The organism is Amycolatopsis sp. NPDC043887 (assembly GCF_056435665.1).
This window is the reverse complement of record NZ_JBWKEB010000002.1, coordinates 128221-144420: the sequence shown is the minus strand read 5'-3', so window position 1 is coordinate 144420 and position 16200 is coordinate 128221. Positions and strand designations below refer to the sequence as shown.

Here is a 16200-nt window from a genome sequence, read left to right as displayed (position 1 = left end):
GAGCGCGACGGGATGCGGATGCGAGGATGGCGCCGTGTCGAGTACCCCCTGGTTCTGGATCGTTGTCGTTGCCGTAGTGGTCCTGGTCGCCGTTCTGGTGGCCGGGCTGTTCATCGCGCGCCGCCGCCGGATCAGCCTGGACGAGTCCAAGGCTGCCGACGCCGTCGAGAAGCCGAAGGGCGGCGGTTATACCGCGACCGGCGGGATCGCTCTCGCCCCCGGCGGCGAGAAGACCGAGGAACCGGAGCACCCGGTCGAGGATCGTCCGGAGACCGACGGGCAGCCCGCCGTCGGGGACGACGCGGCGGTGCCGAGGGATTCCGCGCAGCGCACGGTGCGCGACGTCGAACTTCCCGAACCGGCCGAGGATGTGGCGCCCGCGCCGGCTCCCGCCCCCGCCCCCGCCGAGGAGATCGCCCCGGCGACCGGCCGCCTCGAGCGGCTGCGCGGCAGGCTGGGCAAGTCCCGTTCGGTGTTCGGGCAGAGCCTGCTCGGCCTGCTGGGCGCCGGTGACCTGGACGAGGACTCCTGGCAGGACGTCGAAGACACGCTGCTCATGGCGGACCTGGGTGCCGCGACGACCACTGAGATCGTCGAGCGCCTTCGTGACGAGCTGAAGCGCCGCGCGGTGCGGACCTCCGAGGAGGCGCGCGCGGTGTTGCAGGAGGTACTGACCGCCGCCCTGTCGACCGACGCGGTCCGGGCCGTCCGCGCGCTGCCGCACACCGTCGACGGAGTGAAGCAGCCCGCCGTGGTGCTGGTCGCCGGGGTCAATGGCACCGGCAAGACCACCACCACCGGCAAACTCGCCCGGGTGCTCGTCGCGCAGGGGAGCACCGTGGTGCTCGGCGCGGCCGACACCTTCCGCGCCGCCGCGGCGGACCAGCTCCAGACGTGGGCCGAGCGGGTCGGCGCGGAGGTCGTACGCGGCAAGGAAGGCGCGGACCCGGCGGCGGTCGCCTTCGACGCCGTCAAACGCGGCACCGAGGCGGGCGTGGACGCGGTCCTGGTCGACACGGCAGGCCGTCTGCACACCAAGACCGGCCTGATGGACGAGCTGGGCAAGGTCAAGCGAGTCGTCGAGAAGCAGGCGAAGGTCGACGAGGTGCTGCTGGTGCTCGACGCCACCACCGGGCAGAACGGGCTGATGCAGGCTCGCGTGTTCTCGGAGGTCATCGACGTCACCGGCATCGTCCTGACCAAACTGGACGGCACCGCGAAGGGCGGCATCGTCTTCCAGGTGCAGCGCGAACTCGGGGTGCCGGTCAAGCTGGTCGGCCTCGGTGAAGGACCGGACGATCTGGCGCCGTTCGAGCCGGGCGCGTTCGTCGAGGCTCTGCTCAGCAGCTAGCGGACTGCAATGAAAGGCCCCTTCATTGCAAAATTTGCAATGAAGGGGCCTTTCATATCACTTGTCAGGCCGTGACTGGGACGTTCTCGCTGGCCGGAACCGGTGCGGTCTTCTTGTCCCGCATCACCAGGAACGCGACCACCGCCGCGGCCAGCACGCCCACCGCGCTCACCAGGAACGTGGTCGACATCGCCAAGGTGAACGACTCGCGGGCCACGGTGATGAGGCCGCCGTCACCGGTCGCGAAGGCGTCACCGATCGAAAGCCGTGCCTGCGCCGGGGCGGACTCGGGCATGTTCGCGGTGAACAGGCCCGACACGACGCTGCCCAGGATCGCGATGCCGAGCGCGGCGCCCAGCTGCTGGATGGTGTCGTTGAGCGCGGAGCCGACACCGGCCTGCTCCTCCGGGACCTCGCCCATCAGCGCCGCGATCGCCGCCGGCATCGCCAGCCCGCCGCCGGCGCCGAGCAGGAACAGCGCGATCGCGGGCAGCAGGAAACCTTCGCTCGCCGACATCGTCGCGAGCAGGCCGAAGCCGCCGGCCATCACGGTCATCCCGACGGTGGCCAGTGTGCGGTTGCCGATCTTCTGGCCCAGTGTGGCGCCGAGGGTGTTGAAGAGCAGCGACGCGACGGCCATCGGGATGAACGCGAGACCCGCCTCGGTCGGGGTGTAGCCGAGCACGAACTGCAGGTACTGGGTCAGAAGCAGCAGCAGCCCGCCGTTGCCGATCTGCACCAGCGTGAGCGACAGGCTGCCGCCGCTGAAGTTACGCTTGCGGAACAGCTTGAGCGGGACCATCGGCGACGGCGTGTGCCGCTCCCAGAACACGAAACCGGTCAGGCACACCACCGCGACCGCCAGCGGGATCAAGGTGCCGGCTTCGGCGAGGCCGTGCTTGGGCAGTTCGATGATCGTCCAGACCAGTGCGACCATGCCGGCCGCGGACAGTACGGCGCCGAGCGGGTCCGGCTTCTGCCACGGGCCCTTGGACTCCGGCATCAGGGTGAGCGCGGCGAGCACGGCGATGACGACGATCGGCACGTTGATCAGGAACACCGCGCCCCACCAGAACCACGCGATCAGCACGCCGCCCAGTACCGGGCCGCCGATCAGGCCGATCATCGCGACCGCGCTCCAGGCCGCCATCGCCTTGCGGCGTTCCTCGTCGTCGAAGACGGTGATCAGGATCGACAGGGTGCTCGGCATGATCAGCGCGCCGCCGACGCCCATCACCGCGCGGGACACGATCAGTTCGAGCGGATTCGCGGCGAACGCCGCGACGAGTGAGGCCACTCCGAACAGGAGGAGGCCGATGAGCATCACCTTCCGGCGCCCGAACCGGTCTCCGAGGCTTCCCGACGTGAGCAGCAGGCCGGCGAACACGAGGATGTAGGAGTCCAGGATCCACTGCGTGTCCTGGGCGCTGGCCCCGAGATCTTCGGCCAGCGGCGGGATGGCGACCGTCAGCACCATGTTGTCGACGACCAGTACGAGCGTGCTCAGGCACAGCACGATCAGGATCCACCAGCGGCGTGGATCGCGGACGGGTTCGTTCATCGGGATACCCCCAGAGGTGTTTGCGTACGTTGTTCGACTGACGCGCACACTGTACGCAAAACGAAACGGCGTACGCAAGGGGGTACCTCGTGCGCTAAGGTGGGGGCCATGTCGATCGAGGAGCAGCCGATCCAGTCGGTATGGACCCGTCCTCGCCGGAAGCGGGACCAACCCGCGTTGAGCCAGGCGCAGATCGTGGCCGAGGCCGTCCGGCTCCTGGACGTCGAAGGTGTCGACGCGCTGAGCATGCGCAGGCTGGGCACCGCGCTGAACGCGGGCGCGACGTCGCTCTACCGGCACGTGGCGAACCGAGACGAGCTGATCGAACTCGTCGTCGACGAGGTCTACGGCGAGATCACCGTGCCGGACGGCGACGGCTCGGCAGGGTGGCGCGAAGCGGCCGTAGTGGGGGCGGAAAGCGTTCGCGCGATGATCCTGCGGCACCCGTGGGTCGCTTCACTGCTCGGCTCGGTCGGCCTGTCGTACCTGGGGCCGAACGTCATGCGGCTCAACGAGCGGCTGCTGGGCGTCTTCGCGGGCGCGGGCTTCCCCGGTGACGAGGCCGATCAGGCGATCAGCGCGGTCATCTCCTACGTCATCGGCATGGGGACGACCGAGGCGGCCTGGCTCACGACGGTCGCCAAGAGCGGCCGGAGCGAAAGCGACTGGGCGGAGCGCCTGCGGCCCGCCGTCGAGGAGGCGGTGCGAGGACATCCGCATCAGCGGGAAGCGCTCACCAGGGCCGCCGCCGGAACCGATCCGGTCCGGCTCCGTGACGAGAAGTTCCGCTATGGGCTGGACAGGATGCTCGACGGCTTGGAGGCCAGGCTCAAACGGTGACCCCGTCCTGCGAAAGGGTCGAACCGAGCGAGTTCGCGATCCGCTGGACGACGGGCGCGATCCGCTCGACGGCTTCCATCGTGAGCCGTCCCGAAGGCCCGGACACCGAGACGGCCGCCGGCACCGGCGCGCCCGGCACCGCGACGGCGACGCAACGGACGCCCAGCTCCTGCTCCGCTTCGTCGAGCGCGTAACCCTGCTGGGCGATTTTCGCCAGCTCGCGCAGGAGCGCGTCCTGGTCGGTGAAGGTGTGCTCGGTGTAGGAGGGCATGCCCGTCCTGGCGAGCAGCGCCGTGACGTCGTCGGACGGCAGATGCGCCAGCATCGCCTTACCCACGCCGGTGCCGTGCGGCAGGAGACGCCGCCCGACCTCGGTGAACATCCGCATCGAGTGCTTCGAGGGCACCTGGGCGACGTATACGACCTCGTCGCGCTCCAGGACGGCGAGGTTCGCGGTCTCGCCGACCTCGTCGACCAGTTCCGCGAGCAGCGGCCGCGCCCACGAGCCGAACTGCATGCTGGCGTTCTCGCCCAGCCGGATGAGGCGGGCGCCCAGCGCGTACCGGCGGTTGGTGTTCTGCCGGACGTAACCCAGGTCCACCAGTGTCCTGATCAGCCGGTGGATGGTCGGCATCGGCAACCCGGACAGGGTCGCCAGCTCCGAAAGACTGGCCTCCCCGCCGGTGTCCGCGAGATGCTCGAGGAGCTCGAAGGCCCGCTGAAGGGACTGGACGCCGCCGTCGCGCCCGTTCTTCTCCGCTGCCACCGTGGTACTCCTTACGTCGGCGTTGATGTTCCGCTATGCAGAAACTATAGTCCGTCATGTAAAACCGTAGGGACGTTATCTTTCCGAACTCGGGGTGTTACTCATGTCTGAAGCTCAGGTGCTCGGCGATCCGGTCGAGCGCGGGGACGAAATCCTCACGCCGGAGGCCCTCGCCTTCCTCGCCGGCCTGCACGAGGCCTTCGCCGCCCGCCGCGACGAGCTGCTGCAGGCCAGGAGCAAGCGCCGCGAGGAGGCCAGGACCACCGGCAAACTCGACTTCCTGCCCGAGACCAAGGAGATCCGCGAGGGCGACTGGAAGGTCGCCGAGGCCCCGCCCGCGCTGCGCGACCGCCGCGTCGAGATCACCGGCCCTACCGACCGCAAGATGACCATCAACGCGCTGAACTCCGGCGCCAAGGTCTGGCTCGCCGACCTCGAGGACGCCAACACGCCGCACTGGGCGAACGTCGTCTCGGGCCAGGTCAACCTGTACGACGCGGTCCGCGAGACCATCACGCTGGAAAGCGGCGGCAAGAGCTACGCCCTGCGTGACGACGTCGAGCACGCGACCATCGTCGTCCGCCCGCGCGGCTGGCACCTCGACGAGCGTGGCCTGTCCTTCGGCGGGCGCCAGGCCGTCGGCGCGCTGGTCGACTTCGGCCTGCACTTCTTCCACAACGCGCAGGAACTGCTCAACCGCGGCAAGGGCCCGTACTTCTACCTGCCGAAAATGGAGAGCCACCTCGAAGCCCGGCTCTGGAACGACGTCTTCACCCACGCGGAGAAGGCGCTCGGCATCGAGCACGGCACCGTCCGCGCGACCGTGCTGATCGAGACCATCCCGGCCGCGTTCGAGATGGAGGAGATCCTCTACGAACTGCGCGAGCACGCCTCCGGCCTCAACGCCGGCCGCTGGGACTACCTGTTCAGCGTCATCAAGTACTTCCGCGACGCGGGCGAGAAGTTCGTCCTGCCGGACCGCAACTCGGTCACCATGACCGCGCCGTTCATGCGCGCGTACACCGAGCTGCTGGTGCGCACCTGCCACAAGCGCGGCGCGTTCGCGATCGGCGGTATGGCCGCGTTCATCCCGAACCGCAAGGACCCGGAGGTCACCGCCGCGGCGCTCGACAAGGTCCGTGCCGACAAGAGCCGTGAGGCCGGCGACGGCTTCGACGGCTCCTGGGTCGCGCACCCCGGCATGGTGGACATCTGCCGCGAAGAGTTCGACAAGGTCCTCGGCGACAAGCCGAACCAGCTCGACCGCACCCGCGACGAGGTGTCCGTCACCGCCGACCAGCTGCTCGACGCGGCTTCGACGCCGGGCAGTGCCACCGCGGCCGGGCTGCGTGCCGCCGTCGACGTCGGCATCCGCTACATCGCCTCCTGGCTGGGCGGCAACGGCGCGGCGGCCATCCACAACCTGATGGAGGACGCCGCCACCGCGGAGATCTCGCGTTCGCAGGTGTGGCAGTGGGTGCGCAACGGCACGCAGCTCGACACCGGCGACAAGGTCACCGAGGAGCTGGTGCGCGGCGTGCTGGCCGAGGTCCGCGGCGAACTCGCCGCCGAGATCAAGCCGGAGCTGCTGGAGCCCGCCGTCGAACTGTTCGAGCAGGTCGCGCTCGCCGACGAGTTCCCGGACTTCCTGACCCTGCCCGCCTACGAACGGATCAAGTAGACAGATGGGGAACGGGCGGCTCACCGAGGACGTTTACACCGCCGCTGACGCGCGTCTGGCAGAAGCCGACGCGCGCGTCGTGGCCAAGTACCCCGGCGAGCCGCCCGGCCGCCAGCCCGTGCACACCGTGTACGTGCCCGCGTCGCGGTACAAGACGCGGCTCGTGGCGGACTGGGGCAAGCAGGCGCTGCGGGTCTTCGGTGAGCACGCCGATCAGCTGGGCCTGGACGCGGACATCGCCGACCGGGTCCGGACCAAACTGCTGACCGAGCCGATCGAGGATCTGCGGATCGACTTCGAGGACGGCCTCGGCAGGCCGGGCGATGACGAAGAGGACGCCATCGCGCTCGCCGCCGGGCGGACCCTCGCCGTCACGGGCGGCACACCGTTCGTCGGCATCCGGTTCAAGAGCTTCGAGCAGGCGACCCGCCGTCGCGGCATCCGCACGCTCGATCTCTTCCTGGCCGGGTTGCTGGAAAGCGGTCCGCTGCCGGATGGTTTCGTCGTCACGCTGCCGAAGGTGACCGCCGTCGAGCAGGTCGAAGTGGCGGCGGACGTCTTGGAGCGCCTCGAATCCGCGTACGGGCTGCCCGAGGGCGCGCTGCGGTTCGAAGTCCAGATCGAGACCGCCCAGTCCATTGTGGACATGGACGGGACGGTGGCGGTCCCGCGGATCATCGAAGCCGCGCGCGGCCGGTGTTCGAGTCTGCACTACGGAACCTACGACTACAGCGCCGGGCTCGGGATCGGCGCCGAGTACCAGAGCATGGAACATCCGGCCGCCGATTTCGCCAAGCAACTCATGCAGGTTTCGGCCGCGGGCACCGGCGTCCGGCTTTCCGACGGCTCGACGAACAAGCTGCCCGTCGGCGACGCGATCCTCCCGGCCTGGCGCGAACATCTGCGGCTGGTGCGGCGATCCCTCGAACGCGGCTTCTACCAGGGCTGGGATCTGCACCCGCATCAGCTGCCGACCCGGTTCGCCGCGACGTACGCGTTCTTCCGCGAGGGTTTCCCGGCGGCGCTGGGCCGGTTGCGGGACTACGCGGACCAGACCGGGCGCGGGGTGCTCGACGAACCGGCGACCGCTCAGGCCTTGGCGAGTTTCCTGGTGCGAGGCTTGGATTGCGGGGCCGTGGACGGGGGGGAGCTTTCGTTCTCCCGGGCGGAGTTGGACGGCTACGCGCGACGGGCGGTGTGAGAAGCGGCTGAGCGAGCGCCTTTCGTGGCAGGCGTTCGCTCAGCCGCTCCTCGCCCGGGCGGCGTCAGACGGATGGACCGCGGCCGGGCGTCTCCTTCGGGTGCGCGGACTTCGCGACGAGCACCAGCATGGCGAGCTGGGCTGCGATCGTTCCCGCCGTCGCCCACACCGGAAAGGCGGCCGGAACCACCTGCAACGTGAGCGCCGGGCCGAGTACGGCTCCGAGCACCAACAACGTGTTCAGGATCGTCGCGAGGAGCCGACGGGTTTCGGTGGCGGGCACCGTCGCTTCGGCCTTCAGCTCGGTCGTTTCGATCCTGATCCTGGCGAGCGGGGTCGGTGTCTCGTCCCAGCCCGGTACTGCTTCCACGGGCGCGGTCTCTCCCGGGCCCTCGGTTTCGGCAGCCATGCGCATGCCCTTTCCGACCCAGTCAGGCGAGCCGGGATTGGCGCGTCAAGCTGGGGACCACTTTCATCCGGAGGCGACTCCCCAGCTGCCTCCGTTTCCCCCTCGCATCTGCGGCTTGCGAGCTTCTCTCCAGCTCGCACGCCGCAGATCCTCCTACCAGGCCGACGAAGTGAGTGGTCGCACTTGCCGTCCGTCGCATGGGACGGATGCCGGTCCGGCTCGGCCCCGGAGGGCCGAGACCCACTGTAGGGCCGCTGTGAGGGAAGCCGCAACCCATCTCACACATTTTCGGTGTGGAAAATGTGGTTAAGGGGTGCCGTCTGTGTCAGCATGGACAGGCGGCTCTTCGCCGCAGGGGAAGGGAGCGGGTATGCCATCGGTCGAGGAGACCGCGACCGGCCGCCCCGCGGTGGTCGATCGCGTCAATGTCGCGCTGATCGCCGAGGCGGTCGACGCGCTGGGCAAACTGCAGGAGCGCACCGGGTTGAAGAAGGTCGACCTGGTCAACCGCGCGCTGCTGGTCTACGAGTTCGTCGACGCGGAACTCCGCGCGGGCAAGCAGGTCGTGCTGCGAGACCCGGACGGCCAGGACCAGCTGGTCAAGATCTTTCTCTGAATCAGCCGTGATAGGTCGCGAGTACCTCGTCGAGTGAGCCGCGCGCCCGGATCCGTCCTTCGTCCATCCAAAGGGCGGTGGTGCACAGTTCGCGCAGTAGTTCGTCGGAGTGGGAGGCGAACACCAGTACTCCGGAGCGGCGGGCGAGGTCGACCAGGCGTTCGCGGGCCTTGATGAGGAACGCGGCGTCGATCGCGCCGAGCCCCTCGTCGAGGATGAGGATCTCCGGGTCGATGGTGGTGACCACGCCGAGCGCGAGCCGCACCCGCATGCCCGCGGAGTAGGTGCGCAAGGGCAGGTGCAGGTAGTCGCCCAGTTCGGTGAACTCCGCGATGTCGTCGACCCGTTTCGTCAGCTGCTTGCGGCTCATGCCGAGGAACAGGCCTCGGATCAGGATGTTCTCGTGGCCGGAGACCTCGGGATCCAGCCCCACGCCGAGGTCGAACACCGGCGCGATCCGGCCGACCACCCGTGCGCTGCCTCTGGTCGGCTCGTAGATGCCGGACAGTAACCGCAGGAGCGTGGACTTCCCGGCGCCGTTGTGCCCGACCAGGCCGACGCGATCGCCCTCGCTCAGGGAGAGGGAGATGTCCCGCAACGCCTCGATGACCGGGACCTTCGCGTCGGTGCCGATCTTGCCGCCGACCTTGCCGAGTACCTGTTTCTTCAATGACCGGGTTTTGGCGTCGAAGATCGGGAAATCGACGTAGGCGCCCTGCACCTCGATGCTCACCATGATGCCGCCCTTCGCGCTCCGTAATATGCGAACGGAAGTTATCATTCGCATCTGGGTGCGGTATCGTGCGGCCGGTGAGTCGATCCGTCGAGCAGGGCTTCCGGCCGCCGCAGCAGGCCCGCAGCCGGGAGTCGTTGCAGAAGGTGCTGGCCGCGGCCGAGCACGTTCTGGCAGGCCAGGGCTTCGAGGAGTTCACCGTCGCCGCGGTCGCCGAGCAGGCGGGCATGTCGGTGGGCGCGATCTATCGCCGGTTCGACGGCAAGAACCAGCTGCTGTACGCCGTGAAAGACCAGCTGCTAGGACAGTTGGAGGTCGGCGTCAACGAAGCGCTTCGTTCCGCTGAGCCAGGATTGAGCGCGGTCGTCGGCGCCTTCACCCAGGCTTTGGCGTTGACCTTCGCCCGTCACGACCGGATCTTCTCCGAACTGCTCGACAGTCAGCGCGCCGAAGGGCGCGACCGCGGCCTCCGGGCGCTGGACACGATTCAGCGCGATTTCGTGAAGGCTGCCCGGCCTTGCTTCGGCGAGATCCGCCGGGCGGACGAGGAGCGGGCGATCCGGATGACGAGCCGGACCATCATCGGATCCTGTGTGCACCGGGCCGCCAGCGGCCGGTTCTGGTCCGACGGCCTCGGCTGGGACGCTTGGGCGAGTGAGATGACCGAAATGTCCTTGGCCTATCTGGGTTCGGCTCCTCGAGATCCCGCTCAGTGAGCGGTTGGGGAGATCGCGCGCGGGGGCCGCCGCCGGCTACAAGTCCGGGCTGTGGGTTCCAGTGGATGATGTGGCTCATCGGCGGCAGGTCCTGACGGCTCAGGTTTTGAACGCGTGTACGTTCCAGTGTCAGGCGTGGCCGACGTGGATGGTGTGCCCTGTTACTTTCAGAGCGCGTACTTCGCGGGCGAGGATGAAGCCGATTCGGGCGAGTTCCTGATCTGGCCTATCACCCGCTCCGCGCTCGAGGCGGAGATCGAGCATTATCCGATCTTCGCGGAGTGGCTGGGTAACGGCCAGGTCGGATCCCATCCTGGTAGTCCACCGAAGAATGTTCGCTACGGCGAACTCGAGGAGGTTTTGGCGCCGCTGCGCCGAGTTCCGCGGACACGCCAGAAGAGGACCGCGTACTGGGCCTCCTTCGATGAGCATCGTCACCGTCTCGACGGGCCTGGGTATCTGGTCCGGTGGAGCCAGGAATCACCTTGAGCGATTCGTTGTTCCCGGATTCCTGGCGAGCCAGTGGAGTGTCGCGGCCGGCTTGTCAGACTTCTTCGCGATTCCGCGCCACTGCTTGAGTTCCGGGAAACGCCGCCTGCCCGGGAGTCGGGCGAACGCCACCGTGCGGCCACGCTCAGCACAGGTCAGGTGGGTCTTGGATGTCAGATCACCACGGGACCGGCCGAACCCTCGGCGAGGGACTGCATCCTTTGCGCGCCGCGCTCCCTGTGCCTATCGCTTGAAGTTTGTTGCAGTTCCCGAATCACTCCGGCAGGTCCCGCCATGTCGTCGCCTCAACCGCTGCTCGCCGATCGACCTACGGCCCTTCGTTGACGGGAGCAACGGCCCGATTTCCGGGATCGCATCCCGCGACATCACCGGGAATCGCCCACGAGTCGCCGAAACACATTGAGCCACAAGGCCTAGCTCGGTCCTGTGGTTCCAGTGGGCATGCCGAGGGCCCGTCGCCGGTGTGGCTGGCGGGCTCCTCGGGGTTCAGCGGTGATGCAGGGTGTTACGCCGAGGTTTTCGGAGCGGATCTCGGTATTGGGGTGGGATGAATTCCGGTAACCCGTCGGCCGCCATGCGGACTTCCCAGTCGCCGTGGTGGATCAGCCGGTGGTGGAACCCGCACAGCAGCACCAGATTCCGAAGATCCGTCGGGCCACCGTCTACCCAGTGATGAATGTGATGAGCGTGGCAGTGCTTGGGTTTCCGGTGGCAGCCGGGGAAGGCGCAGCCCCGGTCGCGGATGTTCAACGCACGTCGTTGGCCTGGCGTGACGAAGCGTCGTAGCCGTCCCACATCGAGGGGTTCTCCGGCGGCGCTCATCACCACGGGCAACATCAGACAGTCGCAGGCAGCCAGCCGGGCTTCGCGGGCGGTCATCGTCCCCACGAAATCCAGGCACGCGGTCCCGAGTCCCGACTTCAACTCGTCAAGGCCGATGGTGACGTTCACGAGGGTGCGGTAGCCGCTGGTGCCGGGCTGATCGGGACACGCGATCGCCAGGTCGAGGATGTCGGCCCAGGCATCACCCAGGCGCTCGCATTTCATCCGCGGATCCGCCTGCCCGAACTCGTCCACCGGCCGCGGCTGGGCATACGCCTCCAACGCGGCCGCGGTGCGGGCACCGGTCTCGTCATCGAGCAGACCAGTCAGCTTCCAGAACCCGTCTTTCCGGCGCTCCAGGGTGATTTCCCGGCGCGGCTCCTTCGGTTCCGGATCCTTCGGCTCATTCCCGTCCGGATCCAGCAAGCCGAGCAGATTTACTTCAGCTTCCGCCAACTGGCGAGGACCCGCGTCCCGGGCAAGAGTGGCGAGAATCTTCTCCGCACTCGCCCGATCCTCTGCGGAGGTGTCGGCGGGGAGTTTCTTCAAGAACTCCAGGATCTGATCGATCCGCTCGTCCCCGACCAAGCCTTCGGCGGCGACAACGGCAGTAGCCGGTGCCACGGCAGGAACCTCGGTGCCGTCCAACGCACGCGTGGGATTCAGCGCGATGGCCCGGTTCACCACCGAACGGGCTTCACCGACCGACAACCCCGCGATATCGGCGAACCAGTTGGCCGTGCGGCCATACCCGTACAAGTCCTTGACGCCCCGAGACTCGATCTCCGCCAAATACCGCCCCAATCCGGCGGCAGCCATCCGAATCATCCGCAGAGACCGCTGCACGCCATGGGCAAGCTCCAGCTTGCCAGCGCGCCACAGTTCCTGCGGCAACTCGGGAAGAAAGGTCTCGGGCACCCCTCAAGAATACCGCAAACAATCGAACACGTGTTTGTAATTTTAAGTCACCGTGAACGAGTGCATTTGCCACTGAAGGGTGATCCGCTCGTTGTGGTCTGAACACGCTGAGGCAAGGAAACCGGAGGCTCAATTCCCGGGCTTCCCAGCGTCAACGCGCCTGCGGTGCCCGTCAGGTCGATTACGTAAGGGTGCAAGGCGCCCGAATCCACCGCAATTAGTCGCCTAATTGCGAAGGTTCAAGCAATCGTCTTCGCATAACGTCGGCAAGGCACCGAAACCATCCCCTCCGGACCGGTGACCCGATTATCGAACTCGCCATCGTCAACCCACCCGCACCGCTCGTAAAACCGCCGCGCCCGCGCGTTCCCCGGCGCAACGGCGAGCCAAGCGCGTGCATGCCCGCCTGCGCTCACCAGCCGTTCGGCCTCCGAGAGCAGCACGCCGGCCACGCCGCTTCCGCGATGATCCGAAGAAACGTAGACCTGTTCGACCTCATCGCCGACGACCATCACGAAACCCGCCACCTCGCCGTCCAGTACGGCGACTGTCGTGTCGCCGACGCGCTCCGCGGCTCGCTCCCAGAACGACTCGCGGGTGCGGATACGGACGAGCGAGTCGGGCACGTTGCCGAGATGGCCGTCCTGCCAGCCGTGGTACCAGATTTTCGCGATGGCATCTGCGTCCGCGGACGTCGCCGCCCGGACCATTGTGGAGGTAGGCATGACGCCAGCTTAAGTGGCGAGAGCCGACTTTGTGGTGCGCCCGGAATCGGGCAGTATCGGCTTATGGGAACCACCCGTGGCCTCGACCCCTTGGACCCCGACGCGGCGGCGGGTCCACTGCTCTTCCTCGAAGTGGACCTCGGCCCGGTGCCTACGCTGGAGGACTATCAGCGGAACGTCACCGCGCTGCTGATCCTGGCGGGCCACGCCAGTTTGCTCCCGCCCGTCGAGTCGCGATGGCTCGATTCCTCGGCGCGGGTTCTGCCGAGGTCTCCTGGAATCGTTCGGACCACCATGGCCAGTCCTTGGGTGAGCGTGTTGTCGGGGCTCGCCGAGCGTTCGGCGCCGGTCGCCTATGGCGCGGCAGCCCTGTATGGGTTGCACCGGCTGCTGGAGATGGTGATGACCTGGCAGCGTCATCGGCTGGAGATCGAGGAGGGAGAGGTGCGCCTGGAGCAGCTTCGGGGGCAACTGCGGGACACTGGCGTTCAGTTGCGCCAGGAGTTCGATCCGCGACTGGTGGCGCCCGGCGAAGACCGGGGCGAGCCGGGTCGGCAGGACGAACTGGCGGAGCGGGCGGCGAACCCGCCCGCCGAGGTCGTGCGGGCGGCCGGCCAGATCGGCACGATCATCGGCGCGGAAATAATCGATCCGGGCGATCCTCGCGCCGGATAGAACGCAGTTCAGGAAACCAGCGCGCCGATCCGCCGCTCCACCTCGTCCGCGCTCGCGTTCCCGGAGACCAGCGTGACGACCCGTTCCCCGTCGTCCGCGGGAAAGGCGGCGAGCAGGGTCGGGTATCCGGTGACACCCAATTCCCGTGCTCGCCGGAAGTCGTCCGCGGCGGAAACCCGGTCCAGCGCGGCCTCGACGGCGTCCCCGTCCAGGCCTGCCCGCTGCGCGACCACACGATAGGTCGAGACCTCGGACAGGCTTAGCCCGTCGAGGTAGAAAGCCTCCTGCAGCAGTGCCGCGAGCCGTACCGCGCGGTCCGGCCCGACCTCGCGCAACGCCGCCATCCCGCAGGCGGCGGCTTCGGAGTCCATGACGAACTCCCCGTCCGCGATGAGCCGTTCGTAGCTCTCCCCGAACGGCGCGCCGGTCCGGCGGGTGATCTCGGCGTTGGCTCCCTGGACGTAGCCGAACTGCCGGATCGGGACCCGGCGCCCGCCGAGGAACAGGCCGCCGGACACCACTTCGACCGGCAGGTCCGGATGCCGGTGCGCGACGTCGGCCATGGTGCGGGCGAACCCGTACGACCAGCCGCAGTACGCGTCGAAGACATAGATGAGCTTCATGACGGGACTCAACGATGTCTGACTGGTCAGATATTCCTACCGGAGTTTGGGGAGTGCGTCACGGGCCGAGTGGCTCAGCGTCCGGAGGTCCTGCGCGAACCGCTCACGGTGGTCGGCGGGCAGCGGGTCGAGGAAGAGCCGCTGGATGTTCTCGACGTGCACCCGCGCGGCCCGCACGGTCGTCTCCTCGCCTTGCGCGGTCAGCCTGACGAGTTGCACGCGGCGGTCGTCGGGGGCGCTGGAACGGACGACAAGGCCGAGGGTGGTCATCCGGTCGACCAGCCTGGTCGCGCCGCCGGTGGTCAGCACCTGCTCCTGCGCGATCGCGCGCATGCTCATCCCGGCTTCACCCGACCTGCCGACGATGAGCAGGACCTCGAACATCAGGTGCGAGATCCCGCATTCGGCCTCCAGCGCGCGGCCGAGCAGGTATTCGAGCCGGTTCGCGGCGCCCATCATCCGGCCGAAAGCGACCACGCGCGGGTCGTAGGCGGCTTCTTTCGCCGTGGTGATGCCCATTTCAGCTCCCTGCCGACAAGGCCAAATAGACGTCGAGCTGTTCGGTGAACTCGGTCAGGTCGGTGCCGAGCAGTTCGCTCGCGCGCCCGATCCGGTAGCGCAAGGTGTTGACGTGGACGTGCAGCGCCCGTGCGGCCCGCGTCGGCGAGCCGGAACATTCGAGGTAGACGCGCAGGGTGTGCACCAGATCGGTGCCCTGTTCGGCGTCGTAGCTCAGCAGCGGGCCCAGCACCCGCCGTCGCAACGCGGCTCGCAGGTCGTCGGGTGCGCCCGCCAGCAGTAGCCGGTGCATGCCGATCTCGCCGCCGGGGACGACCTCGATCGTGCCGGGCCGTTCCTCCGCCACGGCCAGCGCGTAGCGCGCGACCTCTTTGGCGCCCCGAAGCACGGAGACCGGGGAGCGATCGCTGACGCCGATCAGCACCCGGCGGCACGGCAACAAGGATTCCACTCCGGTCAGTGTGTCGGTCACCGTGGCGGGCCAGTCCTCCGGCCATTCGCGGTCGTCCTCGGCCAGCGCCCAGGTGGTTTCGCCGACGGGGCCGACGAGCGCGCCCGGCGGCATGAGTTCGGTCAAGATGCCGCGCGCCGCTTCGGAGCCCTCGGTGCGCGCGACGACGACCCGGAGATCGCCGCGCAGCCCGGTCGCGGTCAGCGCCGCGTGCGGATCGCTTCCCTCGTCGAGCGCGGCGAGCAACGGTTCGAGCACCCTGTCGGTGACGGCGCGGACCTCGTCCGCCCGCGTGCGCGCGAGTCCGATCAGACCGGCGAGTTCTTCGGCGATCTCCGCCTGCGCGGCGGTCAGCCTGCCGCCGATCACGAGCAGCCACGGCAGCGCGTGCCTGCCGCCGACCGGCCGGACCGAGACGTCGTCGGCTTCCAGGGAACGCCCGCCCGCGGCGACGAACCGGCGCACGAGATCCGACGGCGTGCCGACGGGCACCACCGAGCAGGGCAGGCCGATCTCGCCGCGCGCTCGCTCCAGGAGGGCCTCGACCGACGAGTCTTCCGTGGCCGCTGAAAGCAAACGTTTGCGAGCGCCTTCCGCGGCCGCGGCCAGCGCCAGGACGACGCGTTCGGTGACGACCGAGAACGACAGGTCCGCCGGCACCTCGAGCAACGGGATCCCATGTCGCGTACAGGCTTCGACGAGGTCTTCGGGAATCCCGTCGGAGTCGGCTCCGGACGCCGCCAGAGCCGCCGCCCCGGCCTTCGCGAGCGCCGCGACGAACGCCTCCGAATCACCCGGCCCGCGCCACCACAGCAACCCGCTCAGGACGAGTTCGCCCGCAGACACGTACCGCCCGGGATCGGACAGTTCCGTGACGTAGATCCGGGACACCGGACGGTCGAGCAAAGCCGCCCCGGCACGTACGCGCAAGCGCAGCCCGGGCAGCGCGAGCAGAGTTTTCACGGTCGTCATCAGGTTTGTAGGAAAGCACAAAACGACCCGGTCGTGCAGGGGAGATTTCATGCTTCGGCACCGTTGCCGCCATACGGGCACAGGGCGTCTACTGAGTCAGCCGTCACACAT

The 16200-nt window shown here is 68.3% G+C and carries 17 protein-coding genes; 8 read left to right on the top strand and 9 right to left on the bottom strand.

The genetic code is table 11. The annotated features are described in order from the left end of the window. Window positions 1-34: 34 nt before the first annotated feature. On the top strand, window positions 35-1351 hold the full coding sequence (gene ftsY, locus AC069H_RS05805; protein WP_478231503.1) for a signal recognition particle-docking protein FtsY: 1317 nt from the start codon (window positions 35-37) through the stop codon (window positions 1349-1351). Between the two features lie 64 nt (window positions 1352-1415). On the opposite strand, the gene AC069H_RS05800 is transcribed toward ftsY, so the two are convergent. Beyond that, entirely contained in the window at window positions 1416-2912 is a 1497-nt protein-coding gene (locus AC069H_RS05800) for an MFS transporter (RefSeq protein WP_478231502.1), read from the bottom strand. Between the two features lie 108 nt (window positions 2913-3020). Between AC069H_RS05800 and AC069H_RS05795 the strand changes: the two genes are divergently transcribed. After that, on the top strand, window positions 3021-3752 hold the full coding sequence (locus tag AC069H_RS05795) for a TetR/AcrR family transcriptional regulator (protein ID WP_478225632.1): 732 nt from the start codon (window positions 3021-3023) through the stop codon (window positions 3750-3752). Here AC069H_RS05795 and AC069H_RS05790 read toward each other — a convergent pair. Beyond that, the gene (locus tag AC069H_RS05790; protein ID WP_125673234.1) at window positions 3742-4518 is read right to left on the bottom strand and encodes an IclR family transcriptional regulator; all 777 of its coding nucleotides are present in this window, start codon (window positions 4516-4518) and stop codon (window positions 3742-3744) included. The two genes, AC069H_RS05795 and AC069H_RS05790, sit on opposite strands and share 11 nt — an antisense overlap. A gap of 103 nt (window positions 4519-4621) precedes the next feature. Here AC069H_RS05790 and aceB point away from each other — a divergent pair, with 103 nt between their 5' ends. Together aceB and AC069H_RS05780 are read left to right on the top strand one after the other, a co-directional pair. Next, window positions 4622-6199, top strand: coding sequence for a malate synthase A (gene aceB, locus AC069H_RS05785; RefSeq protein ID WP_340687300.1), 1578 nt, complete (start codon window positions 4622-4624; stop codon window positions 6197-6199). Between the two features lie 4 nt (window positions 6200-6203). Further along, on the top strand, window positions 6204-7400 hold the full coding sequence (locus tag AC069H_RS05780; RefSeq protein ID WP_478231501.1) for a DUF6986 family protein: 1197 nt from the start codon (window positions 6204-6206) through the stop codon (window positions 7398-7400). Window positions 7401-7464: 64 nt separating this feature from the next. Here the strand turns inward: AC069H_RS05780 and AC069H_RS05775 are convergent, their stop codons facing one another. Then, a complete protein-coding gene (locus AC069H_RS05775; RefSeq protein ID WP_478231500.1) occupies window positions 7465-7809 on the bottom strand; it encodes a hypothetical protein in 345 nt (114 codons plus the stop codon). A 370-nt stretch (window positions 7810-8179) separates the two neighbouring features. Between AC069H_RS05775 and AC069H_RS05770 the strand changes: the two genes are divergently transcribed. After that, window positions 8180-8425 (top strand): hypothetical protein, encoded by a 246-nt coding sequence (locus AC069H_RS05770; protein ID WP_340687303.1) that lies wholly within the window; start codon window positions 8180-8182, stop codon window positions 8423-8425. A gap of 1 nt (window position 8426) precedes the next feature. Here AC069H_RS05770 and wzt read toward each other — a convergent pair whose 3' ends face one another. After that, complete coding sequence (gene wzt / locus AC069H_RS05765; RefSeq protein ID WP_478225628.1) at window positions 8427-9161, bottom strand: galactan export ABC transporter ATP-binding subunit Wzt/RfbE; 735 nt, start codon at window positions 9159-9161, stop codon at window positions 8427-8429. A gap of 74 nt (window positions 9162-9235) precedes the next feature. On the opposite strand from wzt, the gene AC069H_RS05760 reads away from it, so the two are divergent. Together AC069H_RS05760 and AC069H_RS05755 are read left to right on the top strand one after the other, a co-directional pair. Then, window positions 9236-9874, top strand: a complete 639-nt coding sequence (locus tag AC069H_RS05760; protein ID WP_478231499.1) for a TetR/AcrR family transcriptional regulator — start codon at window positions 9236-9238, stop codon at window positions 9872-9874. 135 nt (window positions 9875-10009) lie between these two features. Continuing rightward, entirely contained in the window at window positions 10010-10363 is a 354-nt protein-coding gene (locus AC069H_RS05755) for a hypothetical protein (protein ID WP_478231498.1), read from the top strand. A gap of 507 nt (window positions 10364-10870) precedes the next feature. On the opposite strand, the gene AC069H_RS05750 is transcribed toward AC069H_RS05755, so the two are convergent. Both AC069H_RS05750 and AC069H_RS05745 read right to left on the bottom strand, forming a co-directional pair. Next, window positions 10871-12124, bottom strand: a complete 1254-nt coding sequence (locus AC069H_RS05750; RefSeq protein ID WP_478231497.1) for an HNH endonuclease signature motif containing protein — start codon at window positions 12122-12124, stop codon at window positions 10871-10873. A 239-nt stretch (window positions 12125-12363) separates the two neighbouring features. Next, window positions 12364-12849, bottom strand: coding sequence for an N-acetyltransferase family protein (locus AC069H_RS05745; RefSeq protein ID WP_478231496.1), 486 nt, complete (start codon window positions 12847-12849; stop codon window positions 12364-12366). 63 nt (window positions 12850-12912) lie between these two features. Here AC069H_RS05745 and AC069H_RS05740 point away from each other — a divergent pair, with 63 nt between their 5' ends. After that, the gene (locus tag AC069H_RS05740; RefSeq protein WP_478231495.1) at window positions 12913-13524 is read left to right on the top strand and encodes a hypothetical protein; all 612 of its coding nucleotides are present in this window, start codon (window positions 12913-12915) and stop codon (window positions 13522-13524) included. 8 nt (window positions 13525-13532) lie between these two features. On the opposite strand, the gene AC069H_RS05735 is transcribed toward AC069H_RS05740, so the two are convergent. Genes AC069H_RS05735 through AC069H_RS05725 form a run of 3 tightly spaced genes read right to left on the bottom strand, consistent with a single transcriptional unit; the run spans window position 13533 to window position 16089 of the window. Beyond that, window positions 13533-14147 carry a DsbA family protein gene (locus AC069H_RS05735; protein ID WP_478231494.1) on the bottom strand — a complete coding sequence of 205 codons (615 nt, stop codon included), beginning with the start codon at window positions 14145-14147 and terminating at the stop codon, window positions 13533-13535. Between the two features lie 36 nt (window positions 14148-14183). Continuing rightward, a complete protein-coding gene (locus AC069H_RS05730; RefSeq protein ID WP_478231493.1) occupies window positions 14184-14666 on the bottom strand; it encodes a MarR family winged helix-turn-helix transcriptional regulator in 483 nt (160 codons plus the stop codon). Between the two features lies 1 nt (window position 14667). Continuing rightward, window positions 14668-16089 carry a PucR family transcriptional regulator gene (locus AC069H_RS05725; protein ID WP_478231492.1) on the bottom strand — a complete coding sequence of 474 codons (1422 nt, stop codon included), beginning with the start codon at window positions 16087-16089 and terminating at the stop codon, window positions 14668-14670. Window positions 16090-16200 lie beyond the last annotated feature (111 nt).